The organism is Xanthobacter versatilis (genome assembly GCF_043193975.1).
Classification (GTDB): domain Bacteria; phylum Pseudomonadota; class Alphaproteobacteria; order Rhizobiales; family Xanthobacteraceae; genus Xanthobacter; species Xanthobacter autotrophicus_E.
Window position 1 is genome coordinate 13,308 of the sequence record NZ_JBAFVB010000010.1, and the last position, 19,521, is coordinate 32,828.

Annotated in this window: 19 protein-coding genes; 10 read left to right on the forward strand and 9 right to left on the reverse strand. The window is 69.3% G+C overall.

The genetic code is table 11. The features are described from left to right. Positions 1–3: 3 nt before the first annotated feature. Entirely contained in the window at positions 4–192 is a 189-nt protein-coding gene (locus V5F66_RS17545) for a DUF2065 domain-containing protein (protein WP_012113685.1), read from the forward strand. A gap of 349 nt (positions 193–541) precedes the next feature. Next, positions 542–2,038, forward strand: coding sequence for a DegQ family serine endoprotease (locus tag V5F66_RS17550; RefSeq protein ID WP_012113684.1), 1,497 nt, complete (start codon positions 542–544; stop codon positions 2,036–2,038). A 77-nt stretch (positions 2,039–2,115) separates the two neighbouring features. Here V5F66_RS17550 and serB read toward each other — a convergent pair whose 3' ends face one another. Continuing rightward, the gene (serB, locus tag V5F66_RS17555; RefSeq protein WP_012113683.1) at positions 2,116–3,015 is read right to left on the reverse strand and encodes a phosphoserine phosphatase SerB; all 900 of its coding nucleotides are present in this window, start codon (positions 3,013–3,015) and stop codon (positions 2,116–2,118) included. Here serB and miaA point away from each other — a divergent pair. Then, positions 3,014–3,964, forward strand: a complete 951-nt coding sequence (miaA, locus tag V5F66_RS17560) for a tRNA (adenosine(37)-N6)-dimethylallyltransferase MiaA (protein ID WP_394094368.1) — start codon at positions 3,014–3,016, stop codon at positions 3,962–3,964. The two genes, serB and miaA, sit on opposite strands and share 2 nt — an antisense overlap. A 17-nt stretch (positions 3,965–3,981) precedes the next feature. On the opposite strand, the gene V5F66_RS17565 is transcribed toward miaA, so the two are convergent. The 4 genes from V5F66_RS17565 to ccmI are packed head-to-tail and all read right to left on the reverse strand — an operon-like array spanning position 3,982 to position 8,101. Beyond that, the gene (locus V5F66_RS17565) at positions 3,982–4,461 is read right to left on the reverse strand and encodes a cytochrome c-type biogenesis protein (protein ID WP_394094369.1); all 480 of its coding nucleotides are present in this window, start codon (positions 4,459–4,461) and stop codon (positions 3,982–3,984) included. Between the two features lie 5 nt (positions 4,462–4,466). After that, positions 4,467–6,452, reverse strand: a complete 1,986-nt coding sequence (locus V5F66_RS17570; RefSeq protein WP_394094370.1) for a heme lyase CcmF/NrfE family subunit — start codon at positions 6,450–6,452, stop codon at positions 4,467–4,469. Between the two features lie 3 nt (positions 6,453–6,455). Next, the gene (gene ccmE / locus V5F66_RS17575) at positions 6,456–6,935 is read right to left on the reverse strand and encodes a cytochrome c maturation protein CcmE (protein ID WP_012113679.1); all 480 of its coding nucleotides are present in this window, start codon (positions 6,933–6,935) and stop codon (positions 6,456–6,458) included. After that, entirely contained in the window at positions 6,932–8,101 is a 1,170-nt protein-coding gene (gene ccmI, locus V5F66_RS17580; protein ID WP_394053152.1) for a c-type cytochrome biogenesis protein CcmI, read from the reverse strand. Before ccmI ends, ccmE begins: the two co-directional genes overlap by 4 nt. Positions 8,102–8,342: 241 nt before the next feature. On the opposite strand from ccmI, the gene V5F66_RS17585 reads away from it, so the two are divergent. Together V5F66_RS17585 and V5F66_RS17590 are read left to right on the forward strand one after the other, a co-directional pair. Then, positions 8,343–8,759: a YidB family protein gene (locus V5F66_RS17585; RefSeq protein ID WP_394053004.1), complete on the forward strand. Its 417-nt coding sequence runs from the start codon at positions 8,343–8,345 to the stop codon at positions 8,757–8,759. Between the two features lie 275 nt (positions 8,760–9,034). Further along, a complete protein-coding gene (locus V5F66_RS17590) occupies positions 9,035–11,203 on the forward strand; it encodes a transglycosylase domain-containing protein (protein ID WP_394094450.1) in 2,169 nt (722 codons plus the stop codon). A 220-nt stretch (positions 11,204–11,423) separates the two neighbouring features. Here the strand turns inward: V5F66_RS17590 and yidD are convergent, their stop codons facing one another. After that, entirely contained in the window at positions 11,424–11,795 is a 372-nt protein-coding gene (yidD, locus tag V5F66_RS17595; RefSeq protein ID WP_394094371.1) for a membrane protein insertion efficiency factor YidD, read from the reverse strand. A gap of 137 nt (positions 11,796–11,932) precedes the next feature. Here yidD and V5F66_RS17600 point away from each other — a divergent pair, with 137 nt between their 5' ends. Beyond that, entirely contained in the window at positions 11,933–12,541 is a 609-nt protein-coding gene (locus tag V5F66_RS17600; RefSeq protein WP_394053010.1) for an HD domain-containing protein, read from the forward strand. A gap of 4 nt (positions 12,542–12,545) precedes the next feature. Here V5F66_RS17600 and V5F66_RS17605 read toward each other — a convergent pair whose 3' ends face one another. Further along, a complete protein-coding gene (locus V5F66_RS17605) occupies positions 12,546–13,022 on the reverse strand; it encodes an iron-sulfur cluster assembly scaffold protein (protein WP_012113673.1) in 477 nt (158 codons plus the stop codon). 380 nt (positions 13,023–13,402) lie between these two features. On the opposite strand from V5F66_RS17605, the gene folE reads away from it, so the two are divergent. The 4 genes from folE to V5F66_RS17625 all read left to right on the forward strand — a co-directional run bounded on the left by folE (position 13,403) and on the right by V5F66_RS17625 (position 16,779). Then, positions 13,403–14,131 carry a GTP cyclohydrolase I FolE gene (gene folE / locus V5F66_RS17610; protein WP_012113672.1) on the forward strand — a complete coding sequence of 243 codons (729 nt, stop codon included), beginning with the start codon at positions 13,403–13,405 and terminating at the stop codon, positions 14,129–14,131. A 117-nt stretch (positions 14,132–14,248) separates the two neighbouring features. After that, complete coding sequence (hisI, locus tag V5F66_RS17615) at positions 14,249–14,743, forward strand: phosphoribosyl-AMP cyclohydrolase (RefSeq protein ID WP_012113671.1); 495 nt, start codon at positions 14,249–14,251, stop codon at positions 14,741–14,743. A 183-nt stretch (positions 14,744–14,926) separates the two neighbouring features. Further along, on the forward strand, positions 14,927–16,048 hold the full coding sequence (locus tag V5F66_RS17620) for a patatin-like phospholipase family protein (RefSeq protein ID WP_394094372.1): 1,122 nt from the start codon (positions 14,927–14,929) through the stop codon (positions 16,046–16,048). A 92-nt stretch (positions 16,049–16,140) separates the two neighbouring features. Then, positions 16,141–16,779: a flavin reductase family protein gene (locus V5F66_RS17625; RefSeq protein WP_012113669.1), complete on the forward strand. Its 639-nt coding sequence runs from the start codon at positions 16,141–16,143 to the stop codon at positions 16,777–16,779. Positions 16,780–16,831: 52 nt separating this feature from the next. On the opposite strand, the gene V5F66_RS17630 is transcribed toward V5F66_RS17625, so the two are convergent. After that, positions 16,832–17,950, reverse strand: a complete 1,119-nt coding sequence (locus V5F66_RS17630) for an alginate O-acetyltransferase AlgX-related protein (protein WP_394009048.1) — start codon at positions 17,948–17,950, stop codon at positions 16,832–16,834. Positions 17,951–18,028: 78 nt separating this feature from the next. Beyond that, a complete protein-coding gene (locus tag V5F66_RS17635) occupies positions 18,029–19,447 on the reverse strand; it encodes an MBOAT family O-acyltransferase (protein ID WP_394094373.1) in 1,419 nt (472 codons plus the stop codon). Positions 19,448–19,521: the final 74 nt, after the last annotated feature.

Below are 19,521 nucleotides of genomic sequence, written 5' to 3' on the forward strand. Positions count from 1 at the left end.
GGCATGAAGGACCTGATCGCCGCGCTCGGCCTCATGCTGGCCATCGAAGGCTTGTGCCTGGCCGCCTTTCCGGGGGCATGGCGCAGGGCCATGGAGGCCATCCTCCACGCCCCCGAGACGCCCATGCGCCTCGCCGGGCTGGGGGTCGGCGCCCTCGGCGTGCTGGTGGTCTTCCTCATCCGGACCTTTTGAGACCCGGGATCTTGGCCCCTGAACTCGGTGCCTGACCGGGGTCGAGACAGCTTCAATCGTGCCTGATCATCCGACCGCCCCGCCCGCCCGTGATACGGTGGACGGGGCGGTCGCGTTTTGGCCGCATTGCGACCGCACCGATTCCCACAGAGCAGGCTCCAATCGGCTGCCCTGCGCGCCGGGGTCCCTGCTCCGGTCCTGAATGCGGAGACGACGCCTGCGCCGGGTCAGCTGAACCGGGGTAGAGCCGCCTCCGGTGTAGCCGACGCCGGATCGTGACCGTACGGGGCTTGCGCCCACGCGGCGGCCGGTTCAGCCTCAAGGAACGACCGCCGCGTCGAGGAGAGACATGCCCCACCCGCTTCGTTCCTCAGCTCCTGCCGCCCGCCTGCCCGCCTTCGTCCTGGCAGCCGCCCTCGCACTCCTCACCGCGACCTTTTCCACCCTCGCCCCGGCTCCGCTGCTGGCGGCGCCCGGCAAGGGGCCGGACACGGTGGCGGACGTGGCCGAGCGGGTCATGGACGCGGTGGTGAACATCTCCACCTCGCAGAACGTGGCTGCCTCGCGCTCGGTGCCCCAGCCGCAGCTGCCGCCGGGCTCGCCGTTCGAGGACTTCTTTGATGAATTCTTCAAGAAGAGGCAGGATGACGGCGGCGAGCAGCGCTCGCGCCGCGTGTCCTCCCTCGGCTCGGGCTTCGTCATCGACCCGTCCGGCCTCATCGTGACCAACAATCACGTGATCGCCGACGCCGACGAGATCTTCGCCAATTTCAACGACGGCTCGAAGCTGAAGGCCGAGCTGATCGGCCGCGACACCAAGACCGACCTCGCCCTGCTGCGTGTGAAGCCCGACAAGCCGCTGGTGGCGGTGAAGTTCGGCGACAGCGAGAAGCTGCGGGTGGGCGACTGGGTGATGGCCATCGGCAACCCGTTCGGCCTCGGCGGCACGCTGACGGTTGGCGTGGTCTCCGCCCGCAACCGCGACATCAATTCCGGCCCCTACGACAATTTCATCCAGACCGACGCCGCCATCAATCGCGGCAATTCCGGCGGCCCGCTGTTCAACATGGACGGCGAGGTGATCGGCATCAACACCGCCATCATCTCGCCCTCGGGCGGCTCCATCGGCATCGGCTTCGCGGTGCCGTCCGCCACCGCCAAGCCGGTGATCGCCCAGCTCGGCGAGTTCAAGGAAGTGCGGCGCGGCTGGATCGGGGTGCGCATCCAGCCGGTCACCGACGACATCGCCGAGAGCCTCGGCCTCGGCAAGCCGCGCGGCGCGCTCATCGGCGTGGTCTCGGAGAACAGCCCGGCGGCGCGGGGCGGCATCAAGGCCGGCGACGTGATCGTGAAGTTCAATGGCCGCGACATCAAGGAGGTGCGCGACCTCACCCGCACCGTGGCCGACGCCATGGCGGACACCGAGGTGGAGGTGGTGGTGGTCCGCAAGGGCAAGGAGGAGACCCTGCACCTCAAGGTCGCCCGCATGCCCGAGGACGATAAGCCGGAGACCCCCAAGCCCGCCGCCGAGTCGCAGAAAGTAGCGCCCAAAAAAGCCCTCGGCATCGAGCTCTCCGCCATGAGCGACGAGCTGCGCAAGCGCTATTCCATCAAGAGCGAGATCAACGGCGTGGTCATCACCGGCGTCGATGCCTCCACCCCTGCCTCGGACAAGGGGCTGAAGGCCGGGCAGGTCATCGTCCAGGTGGGGCAGGAAGCGGTGGCGAGCCCCTCCGACGTGGAGAAGCAGGTGGATGCCCTGCGCAAGCAGGGCAAGCGCTCCGCCCTGCTCCTCGTCTCCGATGGCGAGGGCAAGCAGGAGTTCGTGACGATCCCGCTGAACTGAGCTGACGCGCCGCCGTCATCCCCGGCCGGTCCGGGGCATGACGGCGGCGTAAGGGTATAGGGAGAGCTTATCCCGCCTCAGGCGGTGTGGAACTCGCTCAGCGCATAGCCCTGCATGTAGAGCAAAGCGGTGAGGTCGCCGTAATCGATGCGCACATGGGCGGCAGCCGCCACCGCTGGCTTGGCGTGATAGGCGACGCCGACCCCGGCCTCCTGCAGCATAGCGAGGTCGTTGGCGCCGTCGCCCACCGCCATGGTCTCGGACGGGGCAAGGTGCATCCGGTCGCGCAGTTCCTCGAGGGCGGCGAGCTTGGCATCGCGGCCGAGGATGGGCTCCGCCACCGCGCCGACGAAGCGGTCCTCGTCGATGAGCAGGATGTTGGCCCGATGCTCGTCGAAGCCGATGCGCTCGGCGATGGCGCTCGTAAACACGGTGAAGCCGCCGGAGACCAGCGCCGTATAGGCGCCGTTGGCCTTCATGGTACCCACCAGCTCGAGCCCGCCGGGGGTGAGGCTGATGCGCTCGCGCAGCACGTCGGCCACCACGCCGGCCGGCAGGCCGCGCAGCAGCGCCACCCGCTCGCGCAGCGCCGGCTCGAAGGCGATCTCCCCGCGCATGGCCCGCTCGGTGATGGCGGCCACATGGGCCTTCACGCCAACGAGATCCGCCAGTTCGTCGATGCATTCCTGCCCGATCATGGTGGAATCCATGTCGGCGAGAAAAAGCTGCTTGCGCCGGGCCGCCTCTAGCTGCACCACCACGTCGATGGGCGCATCCCCGAGGGCGGCGCGGACCGCATCGGCCAGTTCCCGGGCATCGGTGCCCAGCGGCGGGGCGAAATGGATGTCCACGGCCACGTCGGGGGCGAGCACCACGGCCTCCTGCGCTTCGGGCAGCACCGCGCGCGCATCGTGGATTGCCTCCCGGGTCAAAGCCGGGGCAGATGGGTTTGAGATCAGCGTCGCGACATAGGCCATGGCAGTATCGGTACTCGAACAGGGGAATGGGCCGCAGGCGGTGCTCATCGCAGGTCCCACCGCCAGCGGCAAGTCGGCCCTCGCGATGGCGCTCGCCGAGCGACTCACGGGCACCGTGCTCAATGCAGATTCCATGCAAGTCTATGGCGATCTTCGGGTCCTCACGGCGCGGCCGACCGTCGCGGAGGCGGCGCGGGTGCCCCACGGCCTCTATGGCCACGTGGATGCGGACACCGACTATTCCGTGGGCCGCTGGCTCGCGGATGCCACGGCCGCCCTCGCTGCCGCGCGCGAACAGGGGCTTTTGCCCATCTTCGTCGGCGGCACCGGCCTCTATTTCCGCGCGCTGACGCAGGGCCTCGCCGAGATCCCGCCGGTGCCGGAGGCAGTGCAGCGCGAGGTTCGCGGCACGGCGGAAGGCCTCGACAGCCTTGCCCTGCATGCCCGCCTTGCAGACATGGACCCGCAGAGCGCCGCCCGGCTCCAGCCCAACGACCGTCAGCGGGTGTTGCGGGCACTGGAGGTCATCACCGCCACCGGCCGCTCGCTTTCAGACTGGCAGAAGGATGCGCCGCGCCCGGTGCTGGATGCCTCCCGCTGCGTGCGTCTCGTGCTGGAGGTGGACCGCGCGGTGCTGCGACAGCGCATCGATGCCCGTTTCGAGGCCATGATGGCGGACGGCGCGCTGGAGGAGGTTCGCGCCCTGGCCGCGCGCCGGCTCGATCCCTCGCGCACGGTGCTGAAGGCCCATGGCGCCCCGGCCCTCACCCGCCATCTCTCCGGCGAGATGACGCTGGACGACGCCATCGCGGAGGGCCAGAGCGACACCCGCCGTTACGCCAAGCGGCAGGAGACCTTCTTCCGCCACCAAATGGCGGACTGGCCCCGCACCACACCGGAGGCGGCCTTGGATGCACTGCTCGGCATGATCAGGCCCCACACGCCCTGAGGCGGCGGCAAAAGGGCTCAGCGGCCTTCGGGGGACGGCCCCTCCCCGTCCGCCAGAAGCTTTTTGAAGCGGGCTTCCTCGTCGGCGGAGAGGCGCTGGGGGGCGACCGCGCGGCGGCGCTTCAGGCCGAAGACCGCGGCGAGCGCGCCGAGGGCCAGCACCAGCACCGGCGCCGCCCACAGCAGGGCATTGCGCCAGGACATCACCGGCCGCAGCAGCACGAACTCGCCGTAGCGCGCCACCATGAAGTCCATCACCTGCCCGTCGCTGTCCCCGGCCTTCAGTCGCTCGCGCACGATGAGGCGCAGGTCCTTGGCGAGCGGGGCGTCGGAATCGTCGATGGACTGGTTCTGGCAGACCATGCAGCGCAATTCCGCGGAGATGGCGCGGGCCCGGCTTTCCAGCACCGGATCAGCCAGCACCTCGTCCGGCTGCACAGCGAGGGCAGGCGCCGCGAAGCTGGCGAGGAGGAGCAGGGCGGCGAGGAGGCGTCGCATGCCCATCACTCCGCCGGCACCGGGGCGCGGGGGCGCTTGGTGGCGGGGCGGGGGGCGCCGACGCGCAGGCGCCGGTCGGCCAGCGAGAGCGCGCCGCCCAGCGCCATCACCACCGCCCCGAGCCAGATCAGCGTCACGAACGGCTTGTAGGTGGCGCGCATGGAGATGTGCCCGTCCGGGCTCTCCTCGCCCATGCTCACATAGAGCTGGCTGAGGCCAAAGGTGCGGATGCCGGCCTCGGTGGTGGCCATCTGCCGGGCCGCGAACATGCGGCGCGAGGCCTCGATGGTGCCCTGCGACTCGCCATCCTCGCGGATGGAGAACACCGCCGTGCGGGCGCGGAAGTTGGCGCCGGTGCGGTTTTCCAGCCGGTCGAGGGTGAGCCTGCGGGCACCGATGGTGACGGTGTCGCCAAGCTTCACGGAGGCGATCTTCTCCAGGCTCCAGCCGGTCTCGCACACGATGCCGAGCAGGCACACCCCGACGCCGAAATGGGCGATGGCGGTGCCATAGGCCGAGCGCGGCGTTCCGGCGAGGCGCGCCACCGCCACCCGGGCCGTCACCCGCCCGAGGCCCGCGCGCTCGGCGATGTCGGTGAGCGCCCCCAGCATGATGAAGACCGCGAGCCCCACCACCAGCGGCGCCAGCACCGGCCCGCCCGTGGTAGCGGCGGCGATCACCACCGCGGCCACCACCGCGAGGGCGGCGGCCAGCATCAGGCGCTGGGCGACGCCCATGAGGTCGCCGCGCTTCCAGGCCAGCAGCGGGCCGAACGGCATGGCGAATACCAGCGGCACCATCAGCCCGCCGAAGGCGAGGTTGAAATAGGGCGGCCCCACCGTGATCTTAGCCCCCGTCAGCGCCTCAAGCGCCAGCGGATAGAGCGTGCCCACCAGCACCGCGGCGGTGGCGGCGGTGAGGAACAGATTGTTGAGGACGAGCGCCCCCTCCCGCGAGATGGGCGCGAACAGCCCGCCCTGCTTCAGCTCCGAGGCGCGCAACGCGAACAGCGTCAGCCCGCCGGCGATGAAGAAGGTGAGGATGGCGAGGATGAACACGCCCCGCGCCGGATCGGTGGCAAAGGCGTGCACCGAGGTCAGCACCCCCGAGCGCACCAGGAAGGTGCCCACCAGCGACAGCGAAAAGGCGAGGATGGCGAGGAGGATGGTCCACACCTTTAGGGCGTCGCGCTTCTCCATCACCACGGCGGAATGCAGCAGCGCGGTGGCCGCGAGCCACGGCATGAGGGAGGCGTTCTCCACCGGGTCCCAGAACCACCAGCCGCCCCAGCCCAGCTCGTAATAGGCCCAGTAGGAGCCCATGGCGATGCCGAGCGTCAGGAAGATCCAGGCGGCGAGCGTCCACGGGCGAACCCAGCGCGCCCAGGCGGCGTCGATCCGCCCCTCGATCAGCGCCGCGATGGCGAAGGCGAAGGAGACGGAGAGCCCCACATAGCCGAGATAGAGCAACGGCGGGTGGATGGCGAGGCCAGGGTCCTGGAGGATGGGGTTGAGGTCGCGCCCCTCCGCCGGCGCCGGCACCAGGCGCGCGAAGGGGTTGGAGGTGAACAGGATGAACGAGAGGAAGGCCGCCGCCACCGCCCCCTGCACCGCCAGCACCAGCGCCTTCAGCCGGTCCGGCAGGTTGGTGCCGAACAGCACCACGAGCGCGCCGAAAAAAGACAGCACGAACACCCACAGGAGCATGGAGCCCTCGTGGTTCCCCCAGGTCGAGGTGATCTTGTAGATCAGCGGCATCTGGGAGTGGGAATTCTCGGCCACGTTCACCACGGTGAAGTCCGAGGTGACATAGAGCTGCACCAGAGCGCCGAAGGCGAAGGCGATGAAGCCGAACAGGGCCAGCGCGATGGGGCCGGCCGAGCCCATCAGCACCGGGTCATTGCGCCGCGCGCCCCAGGACGGCAGCAGCACCTGCGCCAGCGAGAGGGCGAAGGCGAGGGCGAGGGCGTACTGGCCGATTTCTGCGATCATGGCTCAACTCCCCGGCGCGCGCTGGACCGGCGCGGCGGTGCCGGGCGCGGGGCCGCCTTCTTGCCAGCGGCCCTGCTTCTTCAGGGCGTCGGCCACCTCGCGTGGCATGTATTTCTCGTCATGCTTGGCCAGCACGCTGTCGGCCTTGAAGCTGCCGTCGGGCTGGAGCGCGCCCTCGGCCACCACCCCCTGCCCTTCGCGGAACAGGTCCGGCAGGATGCCGGAATAGGCCACCTTCACCGTGGCATTGCCATCGGTGACCTTGAAGGTGGTGAGGGTGCCGGACTTGACCACGCTGCCGGTCTCCACCAGCCCGCCAAGGCGCAGGCGTGCACCGGGGGCAACCTGCTGCTGGGCCACTTCCGTGGGCGAGCGGAAGAACACGATGGTGTCGTTGAGCGCGGACAGGATGAGCCCCGCCGCCAGCGCGAGCACGCCAAGTCCTGCTCCGATGAGCACCAGCCGCCGGCCTTTGCGCGTCATCCTTTTTCTCCCGCTCCCGTCCTTGCCGCGAGCTCCTTCTCGGCGGCATCGAGCCGCCCGAGAGCTTCTGCATTGTCCTTGAAGGCGGCACGTGCCTTTTTCAGGGCCTCCGCCGCCTTGTCCTTGTCGCCGAGCACGCCATAGGCCCGCACCAGGCGCAGCCAGCCCTCGATATCGTTGGGCTCGGCGTCCAGCCGCTCGGCGAGGCGGGCCACCATGCCACGAACCATGGCGTTGCGCTCGTCGGACGACATGGAGGCCGCCGCCGCCACATCCGCCGCTGCCGGACCGGGCTGGGCCGGCGCAGCCGCGGCCGCCGGAGCCGTGCCGCCCACCCGGGCGAGGGCCGCCGCCACCACCGGCCGATAGGGCGCATTGGCAGGCGTGCGGGCAAGCAGCTGGCCCCAGATTCGTGCCGCATCCTCGGCGCGGCCATCCTGCTCGGCGGCGAGGCCGAGGAAATAGGCCGAGCGCGGCTCATTGGGGTCGAGGGCCAGCGCATCGGCGAAGGCGCGGGCGGCATCGGCCGTCACCAGGCCGTCAGAGGCGACCACCAACGCTTCGCCCCGCGACGAATGGCGCGCAGCGGAGGGTCCGAGAATGCGGATGGCCTCGGCATAGGCGCGGGCGGCATCCTCCGGCCGTCCCATGCGCAGATAGACCGGCGCCAGGATCTCGTAGCCCGCCCCGTCATTGGGATTCTTCTGGAGATGCTCCTCCACCCGCCGCACCAGGATGGCGACATCGCTGCGATCGGGCGCCGCCGTCAGGCGCTCGGCCAAAGGCGCGCCGGGAAGGCGGGGCGAGCCGAGCAAGCCGTAGAGGCTGGCCGCGAACACCGGAATGAACAGCAGGGCGAACACGGCGGCGGCGCGACGGCGCCATGTGGTCTGGCGCGTCACCCGCGCCGGATCCCCGGTCGCGGCCGCCTGCTGGGCGGAATCGGCCGCGAGCATGCGCCGCGCCACCTCGATGCGCGCGGCTTCCGCCTCGGCCTTGGGCAGGCGGCCGGACTTGGCGTCGCGGGCGATCTCGGCGAGCTGGTCGCGATAGACCGCAAGGTCGGCATCATGCGCGGCCCGCGCGGCGCGGACGCGCGACAGGGGCCACAGCACGGCGAGCGCCGCGAGGGCGGTCATGAGCGCAAAGGCTACGAACAGGGACAGTGAGATCATCACCTCAGAGCCGTTAGCGGGTGAAAGCATGGCTGCATAGGCCACATGCCGTCCCAGCGGCGCGGAGCCGCAGGGGACACTCGGACTCGTGATCGGCCCCGGGGCACGGCAGGCACAATCGACTTCGCACAGCCGATCCGGTACACCAACCTCCACCGCGCCGCATCATGCAGTGCAGCGGAGCAGCATAGGGCGCGCCGGCGCGCGCCGCGGGACCAACGGAGCGTCGGGCATGGGCCTCTTCGACAATATGGTGTCTGGCATCCTGAGCAACATGCTGAGCAAGGCCGGCACCGACGGCGCCGGCAGCCTGCTGGAGACGGTGCTGAATGGCCCCATGGGGCAGATGCTGCCCGGCCTGCTCAACTCGGCCTTCGCCAAGACGCCCTTCGGCAGCCTCGACGGCGTGCTGGAGCAGCTCCAGCAGGCCGGCCTCTCGGATGTAGTGGCGAGCTGGATCTCCAACGGCCCCAACGCGCCGGTCAGCGCCGAGCAGATCACGGCGGCCCTGGGCGCGGACCGGCTGGACGAGGTGGCAACCACCCTCGGCCTCCCGGCGGACCAGCTGCCGGACCTCCTGGCGCAGCACCTGCCCACCATCATCGATCGCCTGAGCCCCGAGGGCGTGCTGAACGTGCCGGGCCGCTGAGTCGTAGCGCCGATCCCGCGCGCCAAGCTCGTGCGATTTTCTGCGACGCGTTATAGAGTGGGCCCAAGCAACACAGACATGAGCGGCGATGCGCGGGCGCGGGGGCGCCGCCGGAGCCGCTGAACCGAGCCCGAACCGTGACCGAGCGCGAACCGACCGACCCCAAGGCCCGCGACGAGAACGCCCGCGACGACAAGCGCCCCGACGACCTGCGCCCCGATTCGAGGCGTCCCGCCCCGGAGCGCTCCTCGTTCGGCACGCGCCTGCGCGGGCTGATGCTCGATTTCGACGCCCTGCTCGACAGCGGGCTGTTCAGCCTCGGCGCGCGCACCCGCAGGGCGATCTCCGCCTATGCGGCCTTCACCGAGCGCTTCAACCTCACCGGCGTGTCGCGATTCGCCGCCGGCATGGCCTCCGAGGGCCTGACCCTGTCGCTGGCCGGCGCGTTGGTAATGCTGGCGCTGGCGATTCCCGCTTTCCGCGAGACCTCCGACGACTGGCTCAAGCGCACCGAACTTGCCGTCACCTTCCTCGACCGCTACGGAAATACCATCGGTGAGCGGGGCGTGAAGCAGAACGACACGGTGCCGCTGGAGGACATTCCCGACAACCTCATCAAGGCGACGCTCGCCACCGAGGACCGGCGCTTCTACGAGCACTGGGGCATCGATGTGGCCGGCACGTTCCGCGCCGTGGTCACCAATGCGCGGGCCGGCGGCGTGCGGCAGGGCGGCTCCTCGCTCTCCCAGCAGCTGGCCAAGAACCTGTTCCTGTCCAACGAGCGCACCATCGAGCGCAAGATCAAGGAAGCCTTCCTTGCCATCTGGCTGGAGGCGCGCCTCACCAAGAGCCAGATCCTGAAGCTCTACCTCGACCGCGCCTATCTCGGCGGCGGCGCTTACGGGGTGGATGCGGCGGCGCGCTATTATTTCGGCAAGTCGGTGCGCGAGGTGAACCTCGCCGAGGCCGCCATGATGGCCGGCCTGTTCAAGGCGCCGTCCAAATACGCCCCCCACGTGAACCTGCCCGCCGCCCGTGCCCGCGCCTCCACCGTGCTCGACAATCTGGTGGATGCCGGCTTCATGACCGAGGGCCAGGTGTTCGGCGCCCGCCGCAACCCGGCCACCCCGGTGGACCGTCGCGACGACGACGTGCCGGATTTCTATCTCGATTACGCCTTCGGCGAGGTGAAGAAGCTGGTGGACCAACTGCCGCCCACGGTGGTGGAGCGCAACTTCATCGTGCGCACCGGCCTCGACCCCAACATCCAGAAGGTGGCGGACGTGGCGCTGGAGACCTCGCTCGCCGAATTCGGCCGCGATTACAAGGTGAAGCAGGGCGGCATCGTGGTGATGGAGCCCAACGGCACCCTGCGCACCATGGTGGGCGGGCGCGACTATGGCGAAAGCCAGTTCAACCGCGCCACCGATGCCCTGCGCCAGCCCGGCTCCTCCTTCAAGCCCTTCGTCTACACGGTGGCGCTGATGAACGGCTTCAAGCCGTCCACCATCGTGCAGGACGCGCCCATCTGCCTCGGCAACTGGTGCCCGCAGAATTACGGCCGCTCCTACATGGGCTCCATCACCCTGAAGACGGCGCTCCAGCATTCGCTGAACACGGTGGCGGTGCGCCTCGCGGAGAAGTTCGGCCGCAAGAAGATCGTGGATCTCGCCCACCAGATGGGCATCCGCACCCAGCTGCCCATCAGCGCGCCGCTGCCGCTGGGCGCCGCCGAGGTGACCCTGTTCGACATGACCACCGCCTATTCGGTGTTCGCCAACGGCGGCAAGAGCGTCTATCCCCACGCGGTGGTGGAGATGCGCGTCGGCAATGGCGAGGTGGTGTGGCGCTTCGACCGCGACGCGCCCAAGAGCGTGCAGATCATCCCCACCCAGCAGCTCTATGACATCAACGACATGCTGAACAACGTGGTGGAGAACGGCACCGGCCGCCGTGCCCGCCTCGTCAATTCCAAGGTGGCGGGCAAGACCGGCACCACCAATGCCTATCGCGATGCCTGGTTCATGGGCTTCACCGGCAATTACGTGGCCGGGGTGTGGTTCGGCAACGACGACTATGCCGTGATGAACAAGATGACCGGTGGCACCCTGCCCGCCATGACCTGGCAGAAGGTGATGGCCTATGCCCACCAGGGCATCGAGATCAAGCCGATCCCCGGCGTCACCTCGCCGATCCCGAAGCTGGACGAGACACCCGCGCCCATGAACGTGCCGGGCCTCGACACCGAGCGGCCGGTCACCCTCTCCCCGCGCGCGGCCGAACGGCTCGCCGCGCTGGAGCGCATGCTGAAGGAGGCCGAGGTCCGCCTCACCGATGCCACCCCGGCCGCCCCACCCCAGCCCGCCGCCCGTTCCGCCGGCCCTGCAGTTCCGAGTGCGCCCCTCGGTGCGGCCCCGATGCCCGCACCGGTGCAGCGCAACTGAGCACCGGCAGAACGGCGCATCGCGTCCCGGACCAGCGACGGCGCAGCCGGAGCGCCGAGCCGGCATGGCAGAAACTCCTGCGCAGCAGGCAATCGGGATGTCCTGGTGTTCGGATCTGGAAGCGCCTATGGCATAGTCCCTGCGCTCGGCCCCGACTCTCCTTCCACTGCGCTGCGTTGCAGTCGGCTGGGGCACGGACGGCTGATATCGGCCAAAGCCCTCAGGCTTCGTCCGGGCCCTTGGGCATGCGCCAGACGCCGTAGCGCCAGAAGCGATACCACCGCGCCTCCGCCGGCAGGCAGCTGGGCACCGGATCGTAGCCATGCCCGCCCCAGGGATTGCAGCGGCAGATGCGGGCGGTGGCCATCACCGAGCCGGCGAGCGCGCCATGGCGCATCACCGCCTCCTCCGCATATTCCGAGCAGGTGGGCAGGTAGCGGCACTGCCGGCCCATGAAGGACGACAGGGTGTAGCGATAGAACAGGATCGGCAGGCGCAGGGCATGGCGCGGCAGCCGGCCGATGATGGCTCTCAGCCCCGACCGCGGCGCATTGGCGTCCGCCGGTCCGCCCCCTGCCCGTTCGCCGTCCATGTGGTTCCCGTTGTGCTTCCCGTCGCCTCAGATTCGCCATCGTGGACGGCGCTGATGGTGTCATCCAATCCCACAAACGTGGCCGGGCCGTGTTGGTCCCGGTGACCGCCACGGTTCCGCTCTGCGGAGGCGAACCCGTGACAAGCGACCCCGCAAACCCCGCAGCCGAACCGGCCGCATCCGCCCCGCCGCTGGCCTTGGTGGTGCGCGCCCTCGCCTTCGCGACGCTGCGCCACACCGATCAGCGCCGCAAGGGCCGGCGCGCCCAGCCCTATGTCAACCATCTGGCGGAGGTCGCCCTTCTGGTGAGCGAAGCCACCGGCGGGCGGGACGCCGCCCTCGTCGCCGCCGCCCTGCTCCATGACGTGGTGGAGGACCAGGACGTGACCGCCGCCGAGATCGAGACCACCTTCGGGTCCGAGGTCGCGGGCCTCGTCATGGAGGTCACCGACGACAAGGCCCTTGAGGCCACGGAGCGCAAGCGACTTCAGGTGGCCCACGCCCCGCATCTGTCGGCCCGCGCCAAGGTGCTCAAGCTCGCCGACAAGACCGCGAACCTGCGCTCCATCGCCGAGGATCCGCCCCAGGACTGGAGTCCCGCCCGCGCGCGGGCCTATGTGGAATGGGCCCGCGCCGTGGTGGAGGGCCTTGCCGGCGCCTGCCCGGCGCTGGAGTCCACCTTCGATCAGGCGGCGGAGGAAGCCATCGCCGCCATCGACACCCGCGCCGCGCACCCGGCCGACTGAGGTCTCAGCCGGTGGCGGAAGCGGCTTCGTCGGCGCGCTGATCCCTGGCGGCCCGCGCGGCCTCGATCTGGTCGATGGCGTCCACCACCGCGTCGAAGGTGAGCATGGTGGACGCATGGCGCGCCTTGTAGTCGCGCACCGGCTCCAGCACCTTCAGTTCATCCCAGCGGCCGTCCGGGTGCGGGCCGTTGTCGCGCAGCATCTTCCACATGGCCTCGCGCACCGCGCGCAGCTCGGCCGTGCTGGCGCCGATCACATGGCGCGCCATCAGCGAGGAGGAGGCCTGCCCAAGGGCGCAGGCGCGCACCTCATGGGCGAAATCGGCCACCCGGTCGCCGTCCAGCACCAGGTCCACCGTCACCGTGGAGCCGCACAGGCGCGAATGGGCCTTGGCACTCGCCTGCGGCGCGGCAAGCCGGCCGATGCGCGGGATATCGGCGGCGAGGGAGAGGATGCGGGCGTTATAGACATCGTTGATCATGGGCAGCTTCCCCCGCCTCGGAGGGCGGGTCGGTTGCGAAGGACGGGCGGCGCGGGCCTGCGACCTGCCGGCTCAGGCTTCTTATATAGCCTCGGGAGCAACGGGTGGAAGAGCGGCCGGAGCACGGAGCGCATATGGCATCGCGACACCTCCACCCGCCGCGCCGCCCTTGCGAAAACGGGCATTCGGCCCCATCATAATTCAAGGTCCGGCTTTTCGGATCTCGGAACAGGATACGGACGGCAAAGCCGCCGCCGGGTAAGCCGGCGGGGCGCGGTTTGAGCGACACCGCGCATGCGTAGCCGACGACCGGTGACACTCCCGCTTCCACGGGCTGGCCCTGATGGGCTCTGCCGGGGGCGGGTCGAACGGAGTTGGGCATGGACGCGGTTGTGAAGTTGTTCAAGGCGCAGGCCGAGAACGAAGAGCGTGAGCGCAAGCTCAAGGCGGAAGCCAAGGCTGCCTCCAAGGCCGCGGCGCGGCCGGACGGCGCGCCCCCGGCGCCAAAAATTCATCCTCCCCTGCCGGATGGCACGCCCCGCCCCTCGCGGCAGGAGGCGGAAGCCGCCGTGCGGACCCTGCTTGCCTACATCGGCGAGGATCCCGCCCGCGAGGGCCTGCTCGACACGCCGAAGCGCGTGGTGAAGGCTTATGACGAGCTGTTCTCCGGCTATGGCGAGGACAGCGAGGAGTTGCTGGAGCGTACCTTCGGCGAGATCGGCACCTTCGACGATTTCGTGCTGGTGCGCGACATTCCCTTCCACTCCCATTGCGAGCACCACATGGTGCCGTTCGTGGGCAAGGCGCACATCGCCTATTTCCCGGTGGAGCGGGTGGTGGGCCTGTCCAAGATCGCGCGGGTGGTGGACATCTTCGCCCGCCGGCTGCAGACGCAGGAGCACCTGACCTCGCAGATCACCACCACTCTCGACGAGGGCCTGCGCCCGCGCGGCGTGGCGGTGATGATCGAGGCCGAGCACATGTGCATGTCCATGCGCGGCATCACCAAGCAGGGCGTCTCCACCCTCACCACCCAGTTCACCGGCGTGTTCCGGGACGACCCGGCCGAGCAGGTGCGCTTCATCACCCTGGTGCGCTCCAAGTCCTGACTGCAGGTTCTGAAGGCCGGTCCTGACAACCGGTCCTGACCGGGCGTACTTGACGTTCAAACTTCATCGGGGCGTTCCTGCCATGCAGGGACGCCCCTTTACTTTCGGCGAGAGACCATGAGTTCCGAAATATCATCCCCCTTCGCCTTCCCCGCCCCCGGCAAGGGCGCGGCGCTGGAGGAGGACACCCTCCTCTCCCCCCGCTTCGACGCCAACGGCCTCATCACCTGCGTCGCGGTGGATGCCGTGACCGGCGAGGTGCTGATGCTCGCCCACATGAACGCGCAGGCCCTCGCCCTCACCATCGAGACCGGAGAGGCGCATTATTTCAGCCGCTCCCGCGGCAAGCTCTGGAAGAAGGGCGAAACCTCCGGCCACACCCAGAAGGTGCGGGAGATGCGCATCGACTGCGACCAGGACGCGGTGGTGATCAAGGTGGAGATGGGCGGCACGGGCGCGGCCTGCCACACCGGCCGGCGGTCCTGCTTCTACCGCACCATACCGCTCGGCGCGGCGCCCTCGGCCGAATTGAAGCTCGCCTTCACCGGTGACGCGCCGCGTTTCGATCCCGCTGCCGTCTACGGCAAGGACGGCCACGGTCACGATCACTGAAACGGTAAAATAGCGCCACGCTTCCGACACCGGAAATTAGTAACCTGCTGCCAAGCTCCGGAGCACGCGCCGATCCTGCCATCGAAAGCGGGGCGGGCACCGCGTTCTCCGTCTCGAGGTTCAGGGACGGATTTACCGGTCAGCCTGGTTCAGGCTGATCGGACCCGGCTCCAGGAGGCGCGCATGTTCCAGTCCCTCCACTGGCGCTCGACCCCGGCGGTCGCTCCCGAAGCGGCCAGCCCGGAAGCCGTAGCACCGACGCGCGCTGCTCCCGGCTCCCCCCCTTCCCTTCCCAGGACGCCGGGCGGCGCCGACGATGGCGCGCCTCCCGATTTCGACACCCCCGCCCACCGGCCGGTGCGCGACCGGGGCCGCCCCGCCATCGGCATCGCGCTGGGCGGCGGAGCGGCGCGCGGCTTTGCCCATATCGGCGTGCTGAAGGTGCTGCGGCAGGCGGGCATCCACCCCTCTGTGGTGGCCGGCACCTCCATCGGCGCGGTGGTGGGGGGCATCGCCGCCGCCGGCAAGCTCGACGAGCTGGAAGATTGGGCGATCAGCCTCACCAAGCGCAATGTGCTGGGGCTGCTGGATTTCGCCCTGGGCGGGGCGGGCCTCATCGGGGGCCGGCGGCTGGTGGAGCTGATGCGCCGGAACGTGGGCGAGGTCTCCATCGAGAACCTGCCGGTGGTGTTCGCCGCCATCGCCACCGAGCTTGGCACGGGCCATGAAATCTGGCTCACCCGCGGCGATTTCGTGGAGGCGATCCGTGCCTCCTACGCCCTGCCCGGCATCTTCACCCCGGTGAAGATCGGCGGGCGGTGGCTGATGGACGGGGCGCTGGTCAATCCTGTCCCGGTCTCGGCCGCCCGCGCCATGGGCGCGCGCATGGTCATCGCGGTGAACCTCAATGCCGACGTGTTCGGCCACGGCACGGTCATCCAGGACCATGGCGGCGTGGTGGAGCGGGTGGCCGAGGCGGCGCTGGGAGAGAAGAAGGAAGGCATCGCCGCCATGCTGAGCCCGGAGCGGCTGAAGCGGCAGTTCTTCGCCGGCCACGGCAGCCATGCCAGCGACGGTCCGCGCGGCCTCTCCACCGTGATGATCGACGCCTTCAACATCACCCAGGATCGCATCGCCCGCTCGCGGCTGGCCGGCGATCCCCCCGACATCATGCTCTCGCCCAAGCTCGGGAAAATCGGCCTGTTCGAGTTTCCGCGCGCACGGGAAGCCATCGCCGCCGGGGCCGAGGCGGCGGAGCGCGCGCTCCCCGACATCCAGGATGCCATGGTGGCGCTGGGCGCCTGAGGGGGCGGATCGGCGAGCCATGCGCCGGGCGCGGTGCAAGACGAAACGCCAGCGGCTAAGGTGGCGTACCGTCGATCCACGAAAGCACAGCGATGTTCTACGAGCCCGCCAAGCGCAACCACGGCCTGCCCCACGCGCCGCTGAAGGCCATCGTCGCACCCCGGCCCATCGGCTGGATCTCCTCGCTCACCCCGGAGGGCGTGGCGAATCTCGCGCCCTATTCCTTCTTCAACATGATCAGCGAGACGCCCGCCCTCGTCATGTTCTCCTCGCAGGGCGCCAAGGACAGCCTCGCCAACATCGAGGCCACCGGCGAGTTCGTGTGCAACCTTGCCACCCTCGACCTAGTGGACAAGGTGAACCTCACCTCCGCCCCCGTCGCCCGCAACGTCAGCGAGTTCGACGCGGCAGACATCGCCCGCGCGCCGTCGCGCCTGGTCAAGCCGCCCCGCGTCGCCGCCGCGCCCTGCGCGCTGGAATGCGTGTATGTGGAGACCTTCCGCCCGCGCGGCCGGGACGGGGTGGAAGCCAACGCCTACATGATCATCGGCGAGATCGTCGGGGTCCATATCGACGACGACGCCATCATCGACGGGCGGGTGGACATCGCGGCGCTGAAGGTCATCTCCCGCTGCGGCTATCTCGACTACGCGCCGGTGGATCGCCTGATCGAGCGCGAGCGCCCGCCCGGCGGCGGCATGGACATGAAGGCCCGCACTCCGGTGGCCTGAAGCCCGCGCGGCGACTGAGCGACGCCAGCCCCCGGCGCGTCAGCGCGCCGGGTCAGCCGGGTCCCGGCGTCGGCGGCCAGTGGGCGGGCTCGCCCTTGCAGGGCATGGCGCGCTCGGTAGGTGCATAGATCAGGATGTCGGGCTTGAAGCGCTCCACCGCCGCCATGTCGAAGCGGCACAGGCGGTGGTGCATCCAGCCGTAGACCGAGGCGCGATACGCCAGCAGGCCCTCCCACAGACCTTGCGTGAAGGAATCGCCGATCACCAGGATGCGCGGCCCCGGATGGCCGGAGACATAGGCATAGGGCACGAACGGATCGGTCTTGCTGACCTCCGGCATCACGCCAGGAACAGCAACCGGGTTCCGTGGCGCCTGCATGGGCGCCTTGCCAGGGTAGTCGAGGTCGGGCTCGGCGGGCCGGATGCCGCTGAGGCGCCCGAGATCACCCACATAGGACGGCACCGGCGGCTCCAGCGCGTCGCCCTCACTCACCTCCAGGTCGGGGCGGCCAGCCGCCGCCATGGCGGCATTGAAGCCGAGCAGCGCGCCGCGCAGGTTCCAGTGTGTGTCATAGCGCCAGTGCACGGGGCCGGTCTTCTTCGCCTCGGCCATGATGGGGCGCATGTCCACGAAGGTGATGCCCGCCTCCTTCATCCGCTGCGCCACCAGGTCGTACTCCGTCGGCGCTTTCTTCAGGCGGCGCGCATAGGCGGGCAGAAGCTCGAAATTGGCGGTGTGACCGTTGGGGGGCACCAGCATCACGAACCGGCCACCGTGGGCGGTCATGTAGTCGTTCAGCAGCTTCACCATGTCGAACAGCTTGCCCAGCGGCTCGGGCCGCACCAGCTGGCCGATGGACTGCTCCAGCGCCTTGTCCTCGTTGAGGAACAGGGCGCCGTGCTCGCCCTTCAGCACGCGGCTGGTCATGCTGTCGCCCATGGCGCGCACATAGGAGAGATGGGCGGTGAGCACCGCGCCGCGGAAGCCGAACGTGTTGTTGATATAGGGGTCGAGGCGGCGCGCCGCGTCCTCCCACCAGCGTGCTTCCGGTTCCAGCACCGTGGGCGGCGGGCCGGCCACATCGGGCAGCACATGGCCGAGGGTGGGCAAAAGCAGGATGCCCACGAAGATCGCGGCCCACCAGCGGCGGAAGGACATCAGCAGCGGCATGGTCTGTCCTCCTGCAAAAGCATTTTCGAGCGAAGTGGGACCCGGTTCGCGTGAAGAAAATGCGCCAAACGAAAAACTCTAAAAGCGGAAATAGAGGAAGGGCGAATAGGTCGCCGCGCCCACCGAGAGCACGCACAGGGCGAACAGCGCCCACACCACCACCGTATCCACCGTGCCGAACAGGGCAAGGCGCACCCTGGGGCTGAGCGCTCGCGCGCCGGGACGCGGCAGGCCGAACATGGCGAGCGGCCAGGCCAGCACCATGATGGCCATGGTCACGGGCTTCAGCGTCACCTGCAGCTGGGCGGCGAGCGGGCCGACGCCGTTGAGCCCCACCAGCCCCTCGAACAGCTCCAGGGCGGCGGGCAGCGTATCGGTGCGGAACCAGACCCAGCCGGATAGCACCACCAGCAGCACATAGGCGTGGGACACGACGCGCGGCGCCCGCTTCAGCGCCGCGCCGAAGCGGGTGCGCTCCAGCACCAGGAAGGTGCCGTGATGGATGCCCCAGATCACGAAGGTCCAGCTTGCCCCGTGCCACAGGCCGCAGAGCAGGAACACGGTCCACAAATTCACCGCCGTGTGCACATGGCCCGCCCGGTTGCCGCCCAGCGGAATGTACACATAGTCGCGGAACCAGTTGGACAGGCTCATGTGCCAGCGCCGCCAGAAATCGCTGATGGAGCGCGCGCCATAGGGCAGGTTGAAGTTGCGCGGGAACTTCAGCCCCATGGCGACGGCAAGGCCGATGGCCATGTTGGAATAGCCGCCGAAGTCGAAATAGATCTGCAGCGCGTAGGCGGTGAGGCCGAGCCACGCCTCGCCGAGATTGGGATGGGGCGTGTTGTCGAACACGGCGGCCACCACGGGCGCCACCTCGTCGGCGATCAGCACCTTCCAGGACAGGCCGATGATGAAGATGCGCAGGCCCGCCGACACCCGCCCGAGCGTGGTGCGGCGAGTATGGATCCGCCGCTCGATGGTGGAGTAGCGCACGATGGGGCCGGCCACCAGTTGCGGGAACATGGTGATGTAGACCGCGATCTCCTCGAACCGCCCGTTGGCCGCGGCCTTCCGGCGGTACACGTCCACGAGGTAGGAGATGGCGTGGAAGGTGAAGAAGGAGATGCCCAGCGGCAGCGCCGGATGCACCACCGGCAGCGCGACCCCGAGGGGTTCCAGCAGCACGTTGAAATTCTGCGCCAGGAAGCCGGCATATTTGAAGGCGATGAGGCCGCAAAGGTTTGCCGCGACAGCCAGCCCCAGCGTCCTCAGCCGCCAGCGCTCGCTGCGCTTGTCGATGAAAAGGGCGAACAGGTAGTTGCCGACGATGGAGACGGCGAGCACCGCCACATTGGCAAGGCCGCCCCAGGCGTAGAAGACCAGCGAGAAGGCCAGCAGGACGAGGTTCTTCGCCCGGACGCCCGGCGTCGCGAAGTAGCACAGCAGAAACGCCGGCAGGAAATAGAAGAGGAAGGTGACCGAGGAGAAGACCATGGACCGCCGGAAGCCGTTGTGCCCTTTTCGACGCGGGCACGCGGGAGCGCGCCATCAGTCTGGACCCAAGCAGG